The 18,425-nt window shown below is 71.5% G+C and carries 10 protein-coding genes; 9 read left to right on the top strand and 1 reads right to left on the bottom strand.

The annotated features are described in order from the left end of the window. Positions 1 to 10 precede the first annotated feature (10 nt). From ABIA32_RS26430 to ABIA32_RS26390, 9 genes are all read left to right on the top strand, one after another. Positions 11 to 4,687 (top strand): HAMP domain-containing protein, encoded by a 4,677-nt coding sequence (locus ABIA32_RS26430; protein ID WP_370100428.1) that lies wholly within the window; start codon positions 11 to 13, stop codon positions 4,685 to 4,687. 424 nt (positions 4,688 to 5,111) lie between these two features. Beyond that, on the top strand, positions 5,112 to 5,735 hold the full coding sequence (locus tag ABIA32_RS26425; RefSeq protein ID WP_370100395.1) for a two-component system response regulator: 624 nt from the start codon (positions 5,112 to 5,114) through the stop codon (positions 5,733 to 5,735). 151 nt (positions 5,736 to 5,886) lie between these two features. Next, entirely contained in the window at positions 5,887 to 8,715 is a 2,829-nt protein-coding gene (locus ABIA32_RS26420; protein ID WP_370100393.1) for a DNA translocase FtsK, read from the top strand. A gap of 293 nt (positions 8,716 to 9,008) precedes the next feature. Further along, positions 9,009 to 9,830 carry a helix-turn-helix domain-containing protein gene (locus tag ABIA32_RS26415; RefSeq protein WP_370100390.1) on the top strand — a complete coding sequence of 274 codons (822 nt, stop codon included), beginning with the start codon at positions 9,009 to 9,011 and terminating at the stop codon, positions 9,828 to 9,830. Between the two features lie 229 nt (positions 9,831 to 10,059). Continuing rightward, the gene (gene rimO / locus ABIA32_RS26410; RefSeq protein WP_370100387.1) at positions 10,060 to 11,523 is read left to right on the top strand and encodes a 30S ribosomal protein S12 methylthiotransferase RimO; all 1,464 of its coding nucleotides are present in this window, start codon (positions 10,060 to 10,062) and stop codon (positions 11,521 to 11,523) included. Next, positions 11,520 to 12,170 (top strand): CDP-diacylglycerol--glycerol-3-phosphate 3-phosphatidyltransferase, encoded by a 651-nt coding sequence (gene pgsA / locus ABIA32_RS26405; protein ID WP_370100384.1) that lies wholly within the window; start codon positions 11,520 to 11,522, stop codon positions 12,168 to 12,170. The genes rimO and pgsA overlap by 4 nt, the downstream gene beginning before the upstream one ends. A 1-nt stretch (position 12,171) precedes the next feature. After that, a complete protein-coding gene (locus ABIA32_RS26400; RefSeq protein WP_370100381.1) occupies positions 12,172 to 12,651 on the top strand; it encodes a CinA family protein in 480 nt (159 codons plus the stop codon). Between the two features lie 191 nt (positions 12,652 to 12,842). Next, the gene (locus ABIA32_RS26395) at positions 12,843 to 13,193 is read left to right on the top strand and encodes a helix-turn-helix domain-containing protein (protein ID WP_370100379.1); all 351 of its coding nucleotides are present in this window, start codon (positions 12,843 to 12,845) and stop codon (positions 13,191 to 13,193) included. A 117-nt stretch (positions 13,194 to 13,310) separates the two neighbouring features. After that, positions 13,311 to 13,529, top strand: coding sequence for a hypothetical protein (locus ABIA32_RS26390; RefSeq protein ID WP_370100377.1), 219 nt, complete (start codon positions 13,311 to 13,313; stop codon positions 13,527 to 13,529). 94 nt (positions 13,530 to 13,623) lie between these two features. Here the strand turns inward: ABIA32_RS26390 and ABIA32_RS26385 are convergent, their stop codons facing one another. Then, entirely contained in the window at positions 13,624 to 18,252 is a 4,629-nt protein-coding gene (locus tag ABIA32_RS26385) for an ATP-dependent helicase (protein ID WP_370100374.1), read from the bottom strand. Positions 18,253 to 18,425: the final 173 nt, after the last annotated feature.

Raw genomic sequence — 18,425 nt, 5'->3', positions numbered from 1 at the left:
GACGGCGGTCATGGCGAACCGGGGCGGTACCCAGGAGAGCCGGGGCCGTCGGAACCGGGGCGCGGACGCGGCGGATCTGCGCAAGCTGCTGTCCGCGCTGACCGCTATGCGCGACGGAAACTTCCGCAGGAGGCTGACCGTACCCGGGGATTCGGTGATGGCGGAGATCGCCGCGGTCTTCAACGAGGTCGCGGAACGCAACCAGCACCTGACCGGCGAGTTGGCGCGGGTGCGCCGCACGGTCGGGCGCGAGGGCAGGCTGGGCGAGCGGCTGGAGATCGGCGCGGGCGAGGGAGCCTGGGGCGCGGCCATCGACAACTGCAACGCGCTGATCGACGATCTGGCCCGGCCGATGGCCGAGGTGGGCCGGGTCCTCGGGTCGATCGCCGAGGGCGATCTGCAGCAGCGGATGGAGCTGCGCGCGCTCGGCCCCGACGGCGGCTCGCACCCGCTGCGCGGCGAGTTCCTGAAGATCGGGCGGACCGTCAACGGGCTGGTCGAGTCCCTGTCCGAGTTCACGGACGAGGTGACCAGGCTCGCCGTCGAGGTCGGCACCGAGGGCAAGCTCGGCGGCCAGGCCAGGGTCCGCGGCATGTCCGGTACCTGGAAGGACCTGACGGACTCGGTCAACATGATGGCCAGTCGGCTGACCGCGCAGGTGCGCGACATCGCGCTGGTCACCACCGCCGTCGCGAAGGGCGACCTCTCGCGCAAGGTCACCGCACAGGTGGCTGGCGAGATGCTGGAGTTGAAGAACACCGTCAACACCATGGTCGACCAGCTCTCCGGCTTCGCGGCCGAAGTGACGCGTGTGGCGCGCGAGGTGGGCACCGAGGGTCGGCTCGGCGGTCAGGCCACCGTGCCGGGCGTCGCCGGGACCTGGAAGGACCTCACCGACAACGTCAACCAGATGGCGGCGAACCTCACCGACCAGGTGCGCAGCATCGCCCAGGTGACGACGGCGGTGGCCCGCGGCGACCTGTCGCAGACCATCGAGGTCGACGCGCGCGGCGAGATCATGGAGCTGAAGAACACCATCAACACGATGGTCGACCAGCTCTCCGCCTTCGCCGACGAAGTGACGCGTGTGGCGCGGGAGGTGGGCACCGAGGGCAGGCTCGGCGGTCAGGCCACCGTGCCCGGCGCGGCCGGGGTGTGGCGCGGGCTGACCGACAACGTCAACTTCATGGCCTCGAACCTCACCGACCAGGTGCGCAACATCGCGACGGTGGCGACCGCCGTCGCGAAGGGCGACCTGACGCAGCGGATCACGGTCGACGCGCGCGGCGAGATCCTGCAGCTGAAGACGACGCTCAACACGATGGTCGGCCAGCTCTCCGCGTTCGCGGACGAGGTGACCCGGGTGGCCACGGACGTGGGCACCGAGGGGCGGCTCGGCGGGCAGGCGCAGGTACCGGGGGTCTCCGGCACCTGGAAGGACCTGACCAGCTCGGTCAACCTGATGGCCAACAACCTGACCAACCAGGTCCGCAACATCGCCGAGGTCACCACGGGGGTGGCGCGCGGCGACCTGTCCAAGAAGATCACCGTCGACGCGCGCGGCGAGATCCTGGAGCTGGTCACCACCGTCAACACCATGGTCGATCAGCTGTCGGTCTTCGCCGACGAGGTGACCAGGGTGGCCCGTCAGGTGGGCACCGAGGGCATTCTGGGCGGGCAGGCGAGGGTCAAGGGCGTCGAGGGGATCTGGCGCGACCTGGCCGAGAACGTCAACTTCATGGCGTCCAACCTCACCTTCCAGGTGCGCAACATCGCCCAGGTCGCCACGGCGGTCGCCGGCGGCGACCTGTCGAAGAAGATCACCATCGAGGCGCAGGGCGAGGTCGCGGCGCTCGCGGACACCCTCAACACGATGGTCGACCAGCTCTCCGGCTTCGCGGACGAAGTGACGCGTGTGGCGCGCGAGGTGGGCACCGAGGGCATCCTCGGCGGCCAGGCCCGCGTCCCCGGCGTCGCCGGGATCTGGAAGGACCTGACCGACAACGTGAACCTGATGGCCGACAACCTGAGCGGCCAGGTGCGGAACATCGCCCAGGTCACCACGGCCGTCGCCAAGGGCGATCTGACCCGCAAGATCGACGTCGACGCGCGGGGCGAGATCCTGGAGCTGAAGACCACCATCAACACGATGGTCGACCAGCTCTCTGCCTTCGCTGACGAGGTCACCCGCGTCGCCCGCGAGGTCGGCACCGACGGACGCCTCGGCGGCCAGGCCCGCGTGCCCGGCGTGGCCGGGACCTGGCAGGACCTGACCGAGTCCGTCAACGAGCTGGCGGGCAACCTCACCCGTCAGGTGCGCGCGATCGCCCAGGTGGCCACCGCGGTGACCAGGGGCGACCTGAGCCTGCGTATCGACGTGGACGCGTCCGGGGAGCTCGACGAGCTCAAGGACAACATCAACCAGATGATCGCCAACCTGCGTGAGACCACCAGGACCAACCAGGAGCAGGACTGGCTCAAGACCAACCTGGCCCGGATCTCCGGTCTGATGCAGGGCCGCCGGGACCTGGAGGCGGTCGCGGCGCTCATCATGAGCGAGCTGACGCCGGTCGTCTCGGCCCAGCACGGCGCGTTCTTCCTGGCCATGCCGGCGCTCCGCAACGCCGAGCTGCTGCCGGACTCCGGCGACGACGTGGTCCGCCACGACATGGTGCTGCGGCTGATCGGCTCCTACGGCTACCAGCGCCGGGCCATGCCGACCAGCTTCCATCCGGGTGAGGGCCTGGTCGGGCAGGCGGCGGTGGAGAAGAAGCCGATCCTGCTCAAGGACGCGCCGCCCGGGTATCTGAAGATCGCCTCCGGGCTGGGCGAGGCCGCGCCGGTCAATGTGATCGTGATGCCGGTGCTCTTCGAAGGCCGACTGCTCGGCGTGATCGAGTTGGCGTCGTTCAACGCCTTTACGAAGATCAGCATGGACTTCCTCGATCAGATCGCCGAAATGATCGGCGTGACCGTCAATACGATCGCGGTGAACACCAAGACCGAGGGCCTGCTGCTGGAGTCCCAGCGCCTGACCGCCGAACTGTCGATGCGCTCGGCCGAGTTGGAGGCCCGGCAGGAGGAGTTGCAGCGTTCCAACGCCGAGTTGGAGGAGAAGGCCGAGCTGCTGGCCGCGCAGAACCGCGACATCGAGATCAAGAACTCCGAGATCGAGGAGGCGCGACAGGTGCTGGAGGAGCGCGCGGAACAGCTCGCGCTCTCCTCCCGCTACAAGTCGGAGTTCCTGGCCAACATGTCCCACGAGCTGCGCACCCCGCTCAACTCGCTGCTGATCCTGGCCAAGCTGCTCTCCGACAACGCGGAGGGAAACCTCAGCCCCAAGCAGGTCGAGTTCTCCGAGACCATCCACGGGGCCGGCTCCGACCTGCTCCAGCTGATCAACGACATCCTGGACCTGTCCAAGGTCGAGGCGGGCAAGATGGACGTCCGCCCGGCCAGGATCGCGCTGGTGCAGCTGGTCGACTACGTCGAGGCCACCTTCCGCCCGCTGACCGCCGACAAGGGCCTGGACTTCGCGGTCCGGGTCTCGCCGGAGCTGCCGGTCACCCTGCACACCGACGAGCAGCGGCTCCAGCAGGTGCTGCGCAACCTGCTCTCCAACGCGGTGAAGTTCACCGACTCCGGCGCCGTCGAGCTGCTGATCCAGCCCGCGGGCGGTAACGGCGGTCAGCACCGGGTGCCGCAGGCGATCCGCGAGCAGCTGCTGGAGTCCGGCGCGATCAGCGATCCTGAGGAACCGCTGATCGCCTTCTCGGTCACCGACACCGGCATCGGCATCCCGCAGAACAAGCTCCGCGAGATCTTCGAGGCGTTCAAGCAGGCGGACGGCACGACCAGCCGCAAGTACGGCGGCACCGGACTCGGCCTCTCCATCAGCAGGGAGATCGCCCGGCTGCTCGGCGGCGAGATCAACGCCGAGAGCGAGATGGACCGCGGCAGCACCTTCACGCTCTACCTCCCGCTGCGCGAGGAGCCCGAGCCGGAGGCCGTGGGGACCGCCCCGGGGCAGTCGGCGCACTCGGTCCAGTCGGCACATTCGGCCAATTCCGCGCAGCCGGCGAATCCGGCGGCGCGGTGGGCGCAGGAGGTGATCGAGGCCGCGCACGAACGCCGCCGCGCCGCCGCCGCGCCGACCCTGCCGCGCTCCCTCCCCGCGGTCCCCACGCCCGCGCGGGAACTGGAGCCCGGCCCCGCGCTGACGCCGCGTCAGCAGGAGGCGTCCGACGGCGCGGCGGAACGGGAGGGTGCGCACGAGGAGCTGTTCGCGCCGTTCTCCGGACGCTTCAGCGGCGAGAAGGTGCTCATCGTCGACGACGACATCCGCAACGTCTTCGCGCTGACCAGCGTCCTGGAGACGTTCGGGCTCGGCGTCCTGTACGCGGAGAACGGCCGCGAGGGCATCGAGGTGCTGGAGCAGCACGAGGACGTGGCGCTGGTCCTGATGGACATCATGATGCCGGAGATGGACGGCTATGCGACGACCGAGGCGATCCGCAGCATGCCCCAGTTCGCCGGACTGCCGATCATCGCGCTGACCGCCAAGGCGATGAAGGGCGACCGCGAGAAGAGCCTCGCGGCCGGCGCTTCCGACCATGTGACCAAGCCGGTCGACACCGATCATCTGCTCGGCGTGATGGAGCACTGGCTTCGGGCGCGGGAGCGGTGAGGGAACGGAGCGGAGCCCAAGGGAGCGGAGAGGGAAAGGTCCTGACGCCCGTGCAGACGGGACCGTGGGAGCCGATCGTCCAGGCGCGCACGGGTCAGCGGCATATGCGTCCCGCAGCGCGCGCAGCAGGGTTGGCGGCGGGCGACTTCGGGGCATCTGACCGGAACCCGCGTCGTCGGATCCGGCCGGATCGAGTTGTCCCCACTCGTAAGGGTGGTGGCTCTGGGACACAGGAACCGGATAAGGTCACTCGGCGTTGCTACCGGTACTGGCTGGGTCACCGGGTGGCGGGCAGTGAGGTGCGGCTAGCATGACCGTCGGCAGGACAGTTGTGGACACACGAGCGGCGAACGGGTCCGACACGTACCGGGGAGCGGCTGGGGCCGTCGCGCCCGCAGTGGGGGCGGCACGAGGAGGGCAGGCCATGGTGCAGAAGGCCAAGATCCTCCTGGTCGACGACCGCGCGGAGAACCTCCTCGCTCTGGAGGCGATCCTCTCCGCCCTGGACCAGACGCTGGTCCGGGCCGGGTCGGGCGAGGAGGCGCTGAAGGCGCTGCTGAACGACGACTTCGCGGTCATCCTGCTGGACGTGCAGATGCCGGGCATGGACGGCTTCGAGACCGCCGCCCACATCAAGCGCCGCGAGCGGACGCGGGACATCCCGATCATCTTCCTGACCGCGATCAACCACGGTCCGCACCACACCTTCCGCGGCTACGCGGCCGGCGCGGTGGACTACATCTCCAAACCCTTCGACCCGTGGGTGCTGCGCGCGAAGGTCTCCGTCTTCGTCGAGCTCTACATGAAGAACTGCCAGCTCAAGGAGCAGGCCGCACTGCTGCGTCTGCAGTTGGAGGCCGGGCAGACGCCCGGCGCGACCCTGCTGGCCGAGTTCTCGGCCCGGCTGGCCGCCGTCGAGGAGCAGGCCGAGGCGCTGACCAAGCAGCTCGGCGACACCGCGGAGCCCGCCACCGTCGCCACCGCCACACACCTGGAACGCCGCCTGGCCGGGCTGCGCCGCGCCCTGGACGCACTGGGCCCCGTCTGACGCCCGGCGTCGGCAATCGCACCGGAATTCCCGACAGCTGACAGCGTGTCGCGCTTGACGCGGCGCAGGTGGCCGTATGCGGCACGACACGTTCGGAGCAACGGCGTGCGGCACGTGTTGCGCTTCTGTTCCCCCTAGTAATCTGAACGCCATGGCCACACGCACGTCCGGAAGCGGTTCGCAGACCCGAGGCGCGGGGACGGCGAAGAAGGCCACGCCTGCCAAGGCCGCCGCGAAGAAGGCGCCCGCCAAAAAAGCCACACCCTCGAAGAAGGCGGCTCCGGCCAAGAAGGCGGCCGCCCCCGCCGCCGCGCCGAAGCCCGCCCCTCCCAAGCCGATCGCCTACCGCGCCGTGCGCGGCGGCTGGCTCGGTATGGCGCACGGCGTCGGCGCGGTCGCCCGCGGCTTCGGCAACGGCGCGAAGGGCCTCCACCCGGCGCATCGCAAGGACGGCCTGGCGCTGCTGCTGATCGGGCTGGCGCTGCTCGTCGCGGCCGGCTCCTGGTCGGATCCGCAGGGCTGGCTCGGGATCCTGGTGACCGACGGGGTCAAGGGCGCGTTCGGTCAGCTGACCGTCGTCGTGCCGCTGCTGCTCTTCGGCATCGCGGTGCGGCTGATGCGGCATCCGGAGCGTCCCGAGGCCAACGGACGGATCGTCATCGGTCTGGGCGCGTTGACCACCGGCGTGCTCGGCTTGATCCACATCAGCTGCGGCGCGCCCGGTTTCCAGGCGGGTGCGACCAGGATCCGCGAATCCGGCGGGCTGATCGGTCTGGCCGCCTCGCGCTGGCTGATGTCCGCGGCCGGGCCGGCGCTGGCCGTGCCGTTCCTGGTGCTGGTCTCCTTCTTCGGCCTGCTGGTGGTCACCGCGACGCCGGTCAACCAGATCCCGCAGCGGCTCCGGCTGCTCGGCGAGCGCCTCTCCCTCATCGAACCGCTCCCGCAGCCCGGCGACCAGGACCAGTTCGACCAGGACGCGGGCCTGGACGGCCTGGGCTTCGGTGCGGACGGCGGTGCGGACGGCGGCGCGTCGATCCACGACTTCGAGGGCGAGCCCGGCACGCCGGAGGAGCGCGCGGTGCTGCTGGAGAAGCGCAATCAGCTGGAGCGCGAGGGCGCCGCCGCGCCCCGCCGTCGGCGTCCGCGCCGCCGGATCGGGGCGGGCGCGGACCAGGACCAGCCGGATCCCTTCGACACCATCGGCGTTGCCGCAGCCGCGGCCGCCGAGCTCGACGGCGCGGTGCAGCACGGCGTGCTGCCCTCGCCCGCGCTCGCGGACGTGCTCGGCCGGGTCAAGGACCGCACGCCGCCGAGCGACGTGCCGCCGCCCGTCGAGTTCGAGAAGGCCGACATCCCGCCGATGCCGGAGCAGGCGCCCGACGTGCCGCTGCCCGGCGCACGCAGGGAGGACGCCGCCGCCGAGGGCGCTGACGCCGCGACGGGCGGCATCCCGCCGCTCCGCTCCGAGCAGCTGCGGCTCCCAGGGGGGCACCCCCGGCCGGAGGCTGGGGGAGGGGGGACCTACCGGCTGCCCTCGCCCGACGTGCTGACACGCGGCGGTCCGGGCAAGGCGCGCAGCAAGGCCAACGACGACATCGTCGCCTCGCTCATGGGCGTCTTCGCGGAGTTCAAGGTCGACGCCGCTGTCACCGGCTTCACCCGAGGGCCGACGGTCACCCGCTACGAGGTCGAGCTGGGCCCGGCGGTCAAGGTCGAGCGGATCACCGCGCTGGCCAAGAACATCGCCTACGCAGTCGCCAGCCCGGACGTCCGGATCATCAGCCCCATCCCGGGCAAGTCCGCCGTCGGCATCGAGATCCCGAACACCGACAGGGAGATGGTCAACCTCGGCGACCTGCTCCGCTCCGGCGCGGCCACCGGCGACCTGCACCCGATGCTCGTCGGCATGGGCAAGGACGTCGAGGGCCAGACGGTGATGGCGAACCTCACCAAGATGCCGCACATCCTCGTCGCCGGCGCCACCGGCGCGGGCAAGTCCTCCTGCATCAACTGCCTGATCACCTCGGTGCTGATGCGGGCCACCCCGGACGACGTGCGGCTGGTCCTGGTCGACCCCAAGCGCGTCGAGCTGACCGCGTACGAGGGCGTGCCGCACCTGATCACGCCGATCATCACCAACCCGAAGAAGGCCGCCGAGGCGCTGCAGTGGGTTGTCCGCGAGATGGACCTGCGCTACGACGACCTGGCCGCCTTCGGCTTCCGCCACGTGGACGACTTCAACCGCGCGGTGCGCTCAGGCAAACTCCAGCCGCCACTCGGCAGCGAGCGCGTGCTGACGCCCTACCCCTACCTGCTGGTGATCGTCGACGAGCTCGCCGACCTGATGATGGTCGCCCCGCGCGACGTCGAGGACTCGATCGTCCGCATCACCCAGCTGGCCCGCGCGGCCGGCATTCACCTGGTGCTCGCCACCCAGCGGCCCTCGGTCGACGTGGTCACCGGCCTGATCAAGGCGAACGTGCCGTCCCGGCTCGCCTTCGCCACCTCCTCGCTCGCCGACAGCCGGGTCATCCTCGACCAGCCCGGCGCGGAGAAGCTGATCGGCAAGGGCGACGCGCTCTTCCTGCCGATGGGCTCGGGCAAGCCGGTGCGCATGCAGGGCGCGTTCGTGACGGAGGAGGAGGTCGCCGCCGTCGTCGAGCACTGCAAGGCGCAGCTGCAGGCGGAGTACCGGAACGACGTGACGGTGGGCTCGGGGCCGAAGAAGGAGATCGACGAGGAGATCGGCGACGACATGGACCTGCTGGTCCAGGCCGCCGAACTGGTCGTCAACAGCCAGTTCGGGTCGACCTCGATGCTCCAGCGCAAGCTGCGGGTCGGTTTCGCCAAGGCGGGCCGACTGATGGACCTGATGGAGTCGCGCGGGATCGTCGGCCCGAGCGAGGGCTCCAAGGCCCGTGACGTGCTGATCCAGCCGGACGAGCTGGACGGCGTGCTGCTCACCCTCCGGGGGGAATGAGCGCGCGAACGCGTATCCGGTCTGGTCTCCTTGTCGTTGACGGGGACGGCGGGGAACCGATCGGAGCACCTTCGCGTCCCCACTTCCGACACTCCGTCATCTCCCTCCCCTCACAGGGCGGATCCAGGGGCCGACCGTCTCGGTAACGATCCGGACGCAGAGCTTCACATTCGGCCGAATCCCGGTTGAGCGAGGTCCGGACCCGCCCCCTAGACTGGTGCTTCGACGGCGTTCTCCGGGGGTCGCCACCCCCGTGCAGAAGCCTGGCCGCCCACGTTGGAAAGGCGCCCCTTGTGACGACCGGCACGACCTCTCCCGAATCGCCCGAGCCCACCCGGCACGAGCCCTCGATCGGGCAGGTGCTCGGTTCCGCGCGCATCGCTGCGGAGCTGAGCGTCGAGGAGGTCAGCGCGCAGACACGCGTCCGCGTGCCGATCGTGCAGGGCATCGAGGAGGACGACTTCTCCCGCTGCGGCGGAGACTTCTACGCCCGCGGTCACGTCCGCGCCATCGCGAAGGCCGTCGGGGTCGACGGCGACGAACTGGTGCGGCGCTACGACGCGGCCCACGGCGGCAGCCCGCAGCTGGCGAAGGTCCCGCTCTTCGAGACGGCGGGCGACCGCAGGATCTCCACGGAGCGCCGCCGGCCGAACTGGACGGCGGCGATGGTCGCCGCGATCGTCGTGGTCGTCGCAGTGATCGGCTTCAACCTGGCGAGCGGCGGCCCGAAGGCGCCGACCGCGTCCGCGGTGGTCCCGAGCGTGACGGCTTCGCCGTCGATCGGCCCGGTCCTCCACCCGAGCGCCCCGGCGGCGGCCCCGGTCAAGCCGAGCGCGATCGCGGCGGCGCCGGCGGGCAAGGTCACGGTGAAGCTGGCCGCGCAGAACGCGGACAGCTGGCTTCTGGTGAAGGACGGCGCGGGGCGTGTGCTGTTCCAGGGAGACCTGGCCCAGGGACAGACGCAGACCTTCACGGACGCGAAGCAGCTGAAGCTGGTCCTCGGGAACGCGGGGGCGGTGCACGTCTGGGCCAACGGCAAGGACCTCGGCTCGGTCGGAGCGGACGGCCAGGTGGTCAACGTCACCTACACCCCGGGCGACCCTGTCGCGGGCTGACCTTCGGGCAATTTGCGCCTTCGGCGCGTGGGCGCGACAGGTTACGACGGAGGGTCGGTTGCACCTCAGGGGCGCGGGGAACTGCGCGACAAGCCACCCTCGGACGTAGAGCCCCGATCGCGCAGGGCCATCCGCACCGGGTGGTTTCTCGCGCAGTTCCCCGCGCCCCTGATGGTGATCCGCTTGCCCAATGCTCGGGCTTGTGCAAAACCTCGGTAACCTTGGCGACATGCCCGAACGCCGCACAGTCGCCCTTGTCACCCTTGGATGCGCCCGCAACGAGGTCGATTCCGAGGAACTCGCCGGGCGGCTGGAAGCCGACGGCTGGGAGCTCGTCGCCGACGCCGCCGACGCGGACGTCGCCGTCGTCAATACCTGCGGCTTCGTCGAGGCCGCCAAGAAGGACTCTGTCGACGCCCTGCTTGAGGCCAACGACCTCAAGGGTCACGGCCGCACTCAGGCCGTCGTCGCCGTCGGCTGCATGGCCGAGCGCTACGGCAAGGAGCTCGCCGAGGCGCTGCCCGAGGCCGACGCCGTGCTCGGCTTCGACGACTACGCCGACATCACCGAGCGGCTGCAGAACATCCTCTCCGGCGGCAAGCACGAGTCGCACGTCCCGCGCGACCGCCGGAAGCTGCTTCCGCTGACCCCCGTCGAGCGGCAGGCCGCCGCCGAGGCCGTCGCGACCCCCGGGCACGGCCAGGGCGTCACCGAGGTCGCGGACCTCCCGGAGGGCGTCGCCCCCGCGTCCGGGCCGAGGACCCTGCGCCGGCGGCTGGACGACAGCCCCGTTGCTTCGGTCAAGCTCGCGTCCGGCTGCGACCGGCGCTGCAGCTTCTGCGCGATCCCGGCCTTCCGTGGGTCCTTCCTCTCGCGGCGGCCGTCCGACGTGCTGAACGAGACCCGCTGGCTCGCCGAGCAGGGCGTCCGCGAGGTCATGCTGGTCAGCGAGAACAACACCTCCTACGGCAAGGACCTCGGGGACATCCGGCTGCTGGAGACTCTGCTGCCGGAGCTCGCCGAGGTGCCGGGTGTCGAGCGGGTGCGGGTGAGCTACCTGCAGCCCGCCGAGATGCGTCCCGGTCTGATCGACGCGCTGACCGGGACCGACAAGGTCGTGCCCTACTTCGACCTGTCCTTCCAGCACTCCGCGCCGAACGTGCTGCGCCGGATGCGCCGTTTCGGTGACACCGACCGCTTCCTCGCGCTGCTGGACCAGATCCGCGCCAAGGCCCCCGAGGCCGGCGCGCGCTCGAACTTCATCGTCGGCTTCCCCGGCGAGACCGAGGCCGACCTGGCCGAGCTGGAACGCTTCCTCACCCACGCCCGCCTCGACGCCATCGGCGTCTTCGGCTACTCCGACGAGGAGGGCACCGAGGCCGCCGACTACGACGGCAAGCTGCCCGAGGACGTCGTCGCCGAGCGGCTCGCCAAGATCAGCAGGCTGGCCGAGGAGCTCACCGCGCAGCGCGCGGAGGAGCGGATCGGCAGCAGCGTGACCGTGCTGGTCGAGGCGCTCGGCGGGGAGGACGGCGAGGACGGTGTCATCGGGCGCGCCGCGCACCAGGCGCCCGAGACGGACGGCATCACCATCCTGCTCGGCGCGACGGACGGGCTGTCGGTCGGGGACCTGGTCGAGGCCAAGGTCACCGCGAGCGAGGGCGTCGACCTGTATGCCGAGGTGTGCGCGTGACACAGACGCCGGGGGGCGGAGCGGCGAGAACGGGCGCTCCGATCGCCACGCCCGCAGGCGGCGGGGCGACGGGGTCGAGCCTGTGGAACGTCCCGAACGCGCTGACGATGCTGCGTCTGTTGATCGTTCCGCTCTTCGCGGCGCTCTTGTTCGCTGATGGCGGACACGATCCGAAATGGCGCGCCTACGCCTGGGCGGCGTTCGCCGTTGCGATGATCACCGACCTCTTCGACGGCGAGCTCGCCCGCCGGATGGGTCTGGTCACCGACTTCGGCAAGATCGCCGACCCGATCGCCGACAAGGCGATCATGGGGACCGCGCTGATCGGCCTCTCCGCGCTGGGCGATCTGGCCTGGTGGGTGACGGTCGTGATCCTGGTCCGCGAGATCGGCATCACGCTGATGCGCTTCTGGGTGATCCGCTTCGGTGTGATCCCCGCCAGCCGGGGCGGCAAGCTCAAGACGCTGACCCAGGGAATCGCGGTCGGCATGTACGTGTTGGTGCTGACCGGACCCCTGGCCTCCGCGCGCTGGTGGCTGATGGGCGTCGCTGTCCTGCTCACCGTGGGCAGCGGCCTCGACTACATCCGCCAGGCGCTCGTGCTGCGCCGAGCCGGCCTGGCCGGGCGCGCGAGCACGGGGCAGTGACGTGAGCGGCGCCGACGAGGTTCTCGCGGCGCTGGTGCGTGCGGGCGCGACACTGGCGGTCGCCGAGTCGCTGACGGGCGGTCTGCTGGCGGCAGAGTTTGTGGCCGTCCCAGGAGCGTCGAAGGCGTTCCGGGGCTCGGTGACGGCCTACGCCACCGAGCTCAAGGGCTCCGTCCTCGGCGTCGACGCCGGCCTGCTGGCCGCGCGCGGCGCGGTGGACCGGGATGTCGCGGCCCAGATGGCAACCGGTGTCCGGACGCTGATGGGAGCGGACTTCGGTCTCGCGACCACGGGTGTAGCGGGTCCTGACTCGCAGGACGGGCACCCGGTCGGCACGGTTTTCGTGGCGGTTTCGAGTGCGGGTGGAGAATCAGTCTCTTCGCTCCACTTGTCAGGGGATCGTGTCACAATCCGACGCAAGGCTGTTTCGGCCGCTGTGGAACTGCTCGCACAGGCGCTGGAGGGCAAACCGGTGGGTTAGGAAAGGTGCTCCTACCGGGAAGAACACAAGGGACGGGCCGGAAAGATTCGCGGGCCATACCGCGAACAACAGGGGAGGGGCCATGGATGCAGCCCAGAGTGAACACGACCAGGCTCCCCGCACGTGATGCGGGGCAGGCGGTACGGTGGGGCTGTGAGGTCTCAAGCCGCGGTCCTAGGAGGGAGCACCCGATGATCCTGCTCCGTCGTCTGTTGGGTGACGTGCTGCGTCGGCAGCGCCAGCGCCAGGGCCGCACCCTGCGCGAGGTGTCGGCTGCCGCGCGGGTCTCGCTCGGATACCTCTCCGAGGTCGAGCGTGGACAGAAGGAGGCCTCGTCCGAGCTGCTCTCCGCGATCTGTGACGCCCTTGACGTGCGTATGTCCGAGGTCATGCGCGAGGTGAGCGACGAGCTCTCGCTCGCGGAGCTGGCCGCGGGCGAGGCGGTACGCCCCTCGCTGCTGGAGCCGGTCTCCGTGCCTCCGGCCGAGCGCGTGCCGTCGCTCGTACCGAAGGCAAGCGCGATGGATGTCGTCGCGGCGTAGCCGCTGAGCTGAACCGAGCTGGACGGCCCCTCCCCGAGTCACTGGTTGGCTGCGGGGAGGGGCCGTTTGCGCTGCGCGTGGATACGATGACCTTGTCGTCCCAGTTCGGGAGGGTTCGTGGTGTCGATACCCCGGCGAAGTCCGCTGACGTGGGTCGTCTGCGCGCTGCTGAGCGCGGGCGCGTGGGCGCTGTTGCTGACGGACCACACCGACGCCGGCCTGGGCCTGATGTTCGCGGGCGGCTGGAACCTCAGCCTGTTGCCGGTGCACGCGATGAAGCACAGTTCACGACGAGGGAAGTTGCACCTCCAGGGGCGCGGGGAACTGCGCGAGTAACCCCCCTGTGCGGATGGCCCTGAACGTTGAGGACCATCCGCGTGTCAGTGGCTTGTCGCGCAGTTCCTCGCGCCCCTGGAGGTGCAACGCACCCTCAGCTGCGAAGGCGGAGGCCCCTCGGGGTTGGCAGGAAACCCGCGGATTCCAGGACGGGGCTGAGCGCGGAGGTCAGCGCGGGTTCGCCGTTGATGCGTTCGATCATCAAATCCCTCAAGGCTCCCTCGTGGACGGCACGAGCCAGCGCCGTCGCCGCGTGGCCCAGGCGTTGGTGATCCGCCGCCCACGACAACAGCGTCTTGCCGCCGCGTTCCACGTAGGCGACGAGCTCGCCGTCGACGAGCGCGACGAGCGCGCCCGCCTTGCGGCCGGGTTTGTGGGAGGAGGCCGCGCCGCCGGGGGGTTCAGGCCACGGCAGCGCCGCGCCGTACGCGTTCGCCGGGTCGGCGGCGGCCAGGACGACCGCGTCGGGGGCCTCCGCCACGCCCGCCTCGGCGCGGCGCTCCAGCGCCGCGCTCACCGCGCGCAGGCGGTCGATCGCGCCGTCGGAGGCGAACTGCGCCGCGCCCAGCCCGTCCACCACGTAGCCGCGACGCGTGCGCCCGGTGTCCTCGAAGGCCGACAGCACTCGGTACACGCCGGCGAAGCCGCCCGGCGCCCGCTCGGCCTGGACCGCACCCCTGGTCACCACCCCGTGTCGGTCCAGCAGCGTCTGCGCCAGCGCGTGTGCCCGCTGGGTCGGATCCTGGAGCGGGGTGGGCAGCAGCGACCAGCGGCCCGCCGTCGTGGGGAGTGAAGCGGCGCGGGGGAGCGGGCGGGAGCCGCCGTAGCGGGCGCGTGGCGTCGCGCGGGGGGCGCGGTGGGCCGTCGAGCCCGGCGTGCGGCCGGAGCCGAGCAGTGCGCGCAACGGTGCCAGGGTGTCGTTGGTGACCCGGCCGGACCAGGTCAGGTCCCACAAGGCCGTCGCCAGCTCGGCGGGAGGCGTGACCGTACCCGGCAGCTGCTGGGTGACCTGGTCGGCCAGCTGGCGGAAGAAGAGCCCGTAGCCGGGGGCCAGCGCTGCCAGTACCGCGTAGTGCAGGGGGGTGAGCTCCAGCTCCAGTGGCTCCGGCAGCAGCAGCGGGGCGGCGTCCGCCGGGTGGAGGGCGATCCAGCCGTCCTTGCCCGGCAGTGCGCCGACGCCCGCCCAGAGCAGCTCGCCCGAGGCGGTCAGCTCGTCGAGCAGGGCCGGGCTGTAGTCGGCGACGCGGCCCGGAAGCACCAGCCGCTCCAACGCGGAGGCCGGCACCGGCGCGCCCTGGAGCTGTTCGACAGCGCGGAGCAGGCCGTCCACGCCTCGTAGGCGGTTCCCGCCGCCGAGGTGCTGCCACTGCGGCAGGAACGTCGCCAGCGCTCGCGGCGGGACCGGCTCGACCTCATGCCGGAGTGCCGCCAGCGAGCGCCGCCGCAGCCGCCGCAGCACCTCGGCGTCGCACCATTCCGTGCCGGAGCCGCCGGGCCGGAACTCGCCCTGGACGACGCGGCCGCCCGCCGCGAGCCTCTGCAGGGTGCCGAGCACGACGGCCGGGCCAAGTCCGAGCCGCGTGGCGGCGTCGGCGACGGTGAACGGGCCATGCGTGCGCGCGTGGCGGGCGAGCAGATCGGCGAGGGGGTCCTTGACCGGCTCCGTGAACGCCTCCGGCACTCCCACCGGGAGGGGCGTGCCGAGCGCGTCGCGCAGTCGGCCTGCGTCCTCGATCGCGGCCCAGCGCTGCTCGCCCGCGATCCGCACGTCGATGACCCGCCGCTGGGCCTGGAGCTCGCGCGCCCAGCCGGGCTCCGCGCCGCGTTCGGCGAGCTCGGCGTCGGAGAGCGGGCCGAGCAGCCGCAGGGCGTCGGCGACGCCCTCGAGGTCCCTGATCCGGCGCTCGGGGGTGAGCCGCTGGAGCTCGGCCTCCAGCTCGGCGAGCACGCCCTCGTCCAGCAGTTCGCGCAGCTCCGCCTGGCCGAGCAGTTCCGCCAGCAGGCGCGAGTCGAGCGCGAGCGCGGAGGCGCGGCGCTCGGCGAGCGGGGAGTCGCCCTCGTAGAGGAACTGGGCGACGTAGCCGAAGAGCAGCGAGCGGGCGAAGGGGGAGGGCTCGGGCGTGGTCACCTCGACGATGCGGACCTTGCGCGTCTCGATGTCCTGCATCAGCTCGACCAGGCCGGGGACGTCGAAGACGTCCTGGAGGCACTCGCGAACGGCCTCCAGCACGATCGGGAACGAACCGAACTCGGCCGCCACCGACAGCAGTTGCGCGGCCCGCTGGCGCTGCTGCCAGAGTGGCGTGCGGCGGCCGGGACTGCGCCTCGGCAGTAGCAGCGCTCGGGCGGCGCACTCGCGGAAGCGCGCGGCGAAGAGCGCGGACCCGCCGACCTGGTCGGTGACGGTCTGCTCGACCGTCGTGGCGTCGAAGACGACGGCGTCCGCGCCGACCGGCGCCTCGTCCGCGCCTGCCGAGGCCGCCGGCCGGTCCGGGTCGGGGAAGTCGAGCAGGTCGACGTCGGGCAGCCGCAGCACGATGCCGTCGTCGGCGTGCATGACCTGGGCGTCCATGCCGTGGCGCTCGGCCAGGCGTGCGCCCAGCGCGAGCGCCCACGGCGCGTGCACCTGGGCGCCGAAGGGCGAGTGCACGGCGATCCGCCAGTCGCCCAGTTCGTCACGGAAACGCTCGACCACGATCGTTCGATCATCCGGAAGGTGGCCGGTCGCCTGGCGCTGCTCGGCGAGATAGTTGAGCAGATTGCTCGCGGCCCACGCGTCCAGCCCGGCGGCGGCCAGCCGCGTCGTCGCCTTGTCGGCGGGCAGTGCGGCGACCTCGCGGAGGAAGCCGCCGACGGCGCGGCCGAGCTCCAGGGGGCGGCCGAGCGCGTCGCCGTGCCAGAACGGCAGCTTGCCGGGGACGCCGGGGGCGGGGGAGACGAGCACCTTGTCGTGGGTGATGTCCTCGATCCGCCAGGAGCTGGTGCCGAGGGTGAAGACGTCACCGACCCGCGACTCGTAGACCATCTCCTCGTCCAGCTCACCGACGCGGCCGCCGCCCTTCTTCGGGTCGGCCCCGGCCAGGAAGACGCCGAAGAGCCCGCGGTCGGGGATCGTGCCGCCGGAGGTCACCGCGAGCCGCTGCGCGCCGGGGCGGGCCGAGACCGTGCCGGTGACGCGGTCCCAGACGATGCGCGGACGCAGCTCGGCGAAGGCGTCGGACGGATACCGCCCGGCCAGCATGTCCAGCACGCCCTCGTAGGCCGAGTGCGGCAGCGACGCGAAGGGCGCGGCGCGGCGGACCAGGGTCAGCAACTCCTCGACGTCCCAGCTGTCCATCGCCGTGATCGCGACGATCTGCTGGGCCAGGACGTCGAGCGGATTGCGCGGCACCCGCAGCGCCTCGATCGCGCCGGCCCGCATCCGCTCGGTGACGACGGCGGACTGGACCAGATCCCCCCGGTACTTGGGGAAGACGACGCCGGTCGACACCGCGCCGACCTGATGCCCGGCCCGGCCGACCCGCTGCAGCCCAGAGGCGACCGAGGGCGGCGACTCGACCTGCACCACCAGGTCGACCGCGCCCATGTCGATGCCGAGCTCCAGGCTGGACGTCGCGACGACGGCGGGCAGGCGACCGGACTTCAGCTGCTCCTCGACGTCGGCGCGCTGCTCCTTGGAGACCGAGCCGTGGTGCGCGCGGGCCAGCACGGGGGGCGCGCCCTTGGCGGCCCCGGCCTGAGCCATCGTCACGGCCGGGGCGTGGTCGGCGGGCAGGGCCTCGCCGGTGGCGCGTTCGAGGGCGATCTCGTTGAGGCGGTTGCAGAGACGCTCGGCGAGACGGCGGGAGTTGGCGAAGACGATCGTCGAGCGGTGCGCCTGGACGAGATCGGTGATCCTCTCCTCGACGTGCGGCCAGATGGACGCGGCCCGCTCCGGTTCGTCCTCCTTCGTGCCGCGCCCACCTGAGAGCTCGCCCAGATCCTCGACGGGGACGATGACGGAGAGGTCGAACTGCTTCTCTGACGGCGGCTGGACGATCGTCACCTGCCGGCTGGGGCTCAGGAAGCGGGCGACCTCCTCGACCGGTCGGACGGTGGCGGAGAGCCCGATGCGGCGAGCGGGGGCGGGCAGCAGCTCGTCGAGCCGCTCGAGGGTCAGCGCGAGGTGCGCGCCGCGCTTGGTGCCTGCGACGGCGTGGACCTCGTCGAGGATGACCGTCTCCACGCCCCTGAGTGCGTCGCGCGCGGCGGAGGTGAGCAGCAGGAAGAGCGACTCGGGGGTGGTGATCAGGATGTCCGGCGGATGCGTCGCGAAACGGCGCCGCTCGGCCGGCGGGGTGTCGCCGGAGCGGATCGCGACCTCGATCTCCGGCTCCGGCAGCCCGAGCCGGACCGACGCCTGCCGCAGGCCCGCGAGCGGCGCGCGGAGATTGCGCTGCACGTCGACGGCGAGCGCCTTCAGCGGCGAGACGTAGAGCACGCGGCAACGGCGCTTGGCCTCGGCGGGCGGCGGCGTGGACGCGAGCCCGTCCAGCGCGGAGAGGAACGCGGCCAGGGTCTTGCCCGAGCCCGTCGGCGCGACCACCAGCACGTCGCTTCCCGCGTCGATGGCCCGCCACGCGCCCTCCTGCGCGGAGGTGGGCGCGGGAAACGCGCCCTCGAACCACGCGCGGGTGGGCGCGGAGAAGCCTGCGAGGGCGGTTTCGGGTTTCGCGCGTGCCATGCGCCCATCGTGCCGTGCGGCACTGACAAACCGCAGACGGCTCCGCTTTTGCCGCCACCTCTGGTTGCACCTCCGGGGGCGCGAGGAACTGCGCGAGTAACCCCCCTGTGCGGATGGCCCTGAACGTTGAGGACCTTCCGCGTGTCAGTGGCTTGTCGCGCACGCAGTGAATC

It is taken from the genome of Streptacidiphilus sp. MAP12-20 (genome assembly GCF_041262525.1).
Taxonomy (GTDB): domain Bacteria; phylum Actinomycetota; class Actinomycetes; order Streptomycetales; family Streptomycetaceae; genus Streptacidiphilus.
The sequence above is the reverse complement of the archived record's forward strand: the minus strand, read 5'-3'. Positions and strand labels throughout refer to the sequence as shown.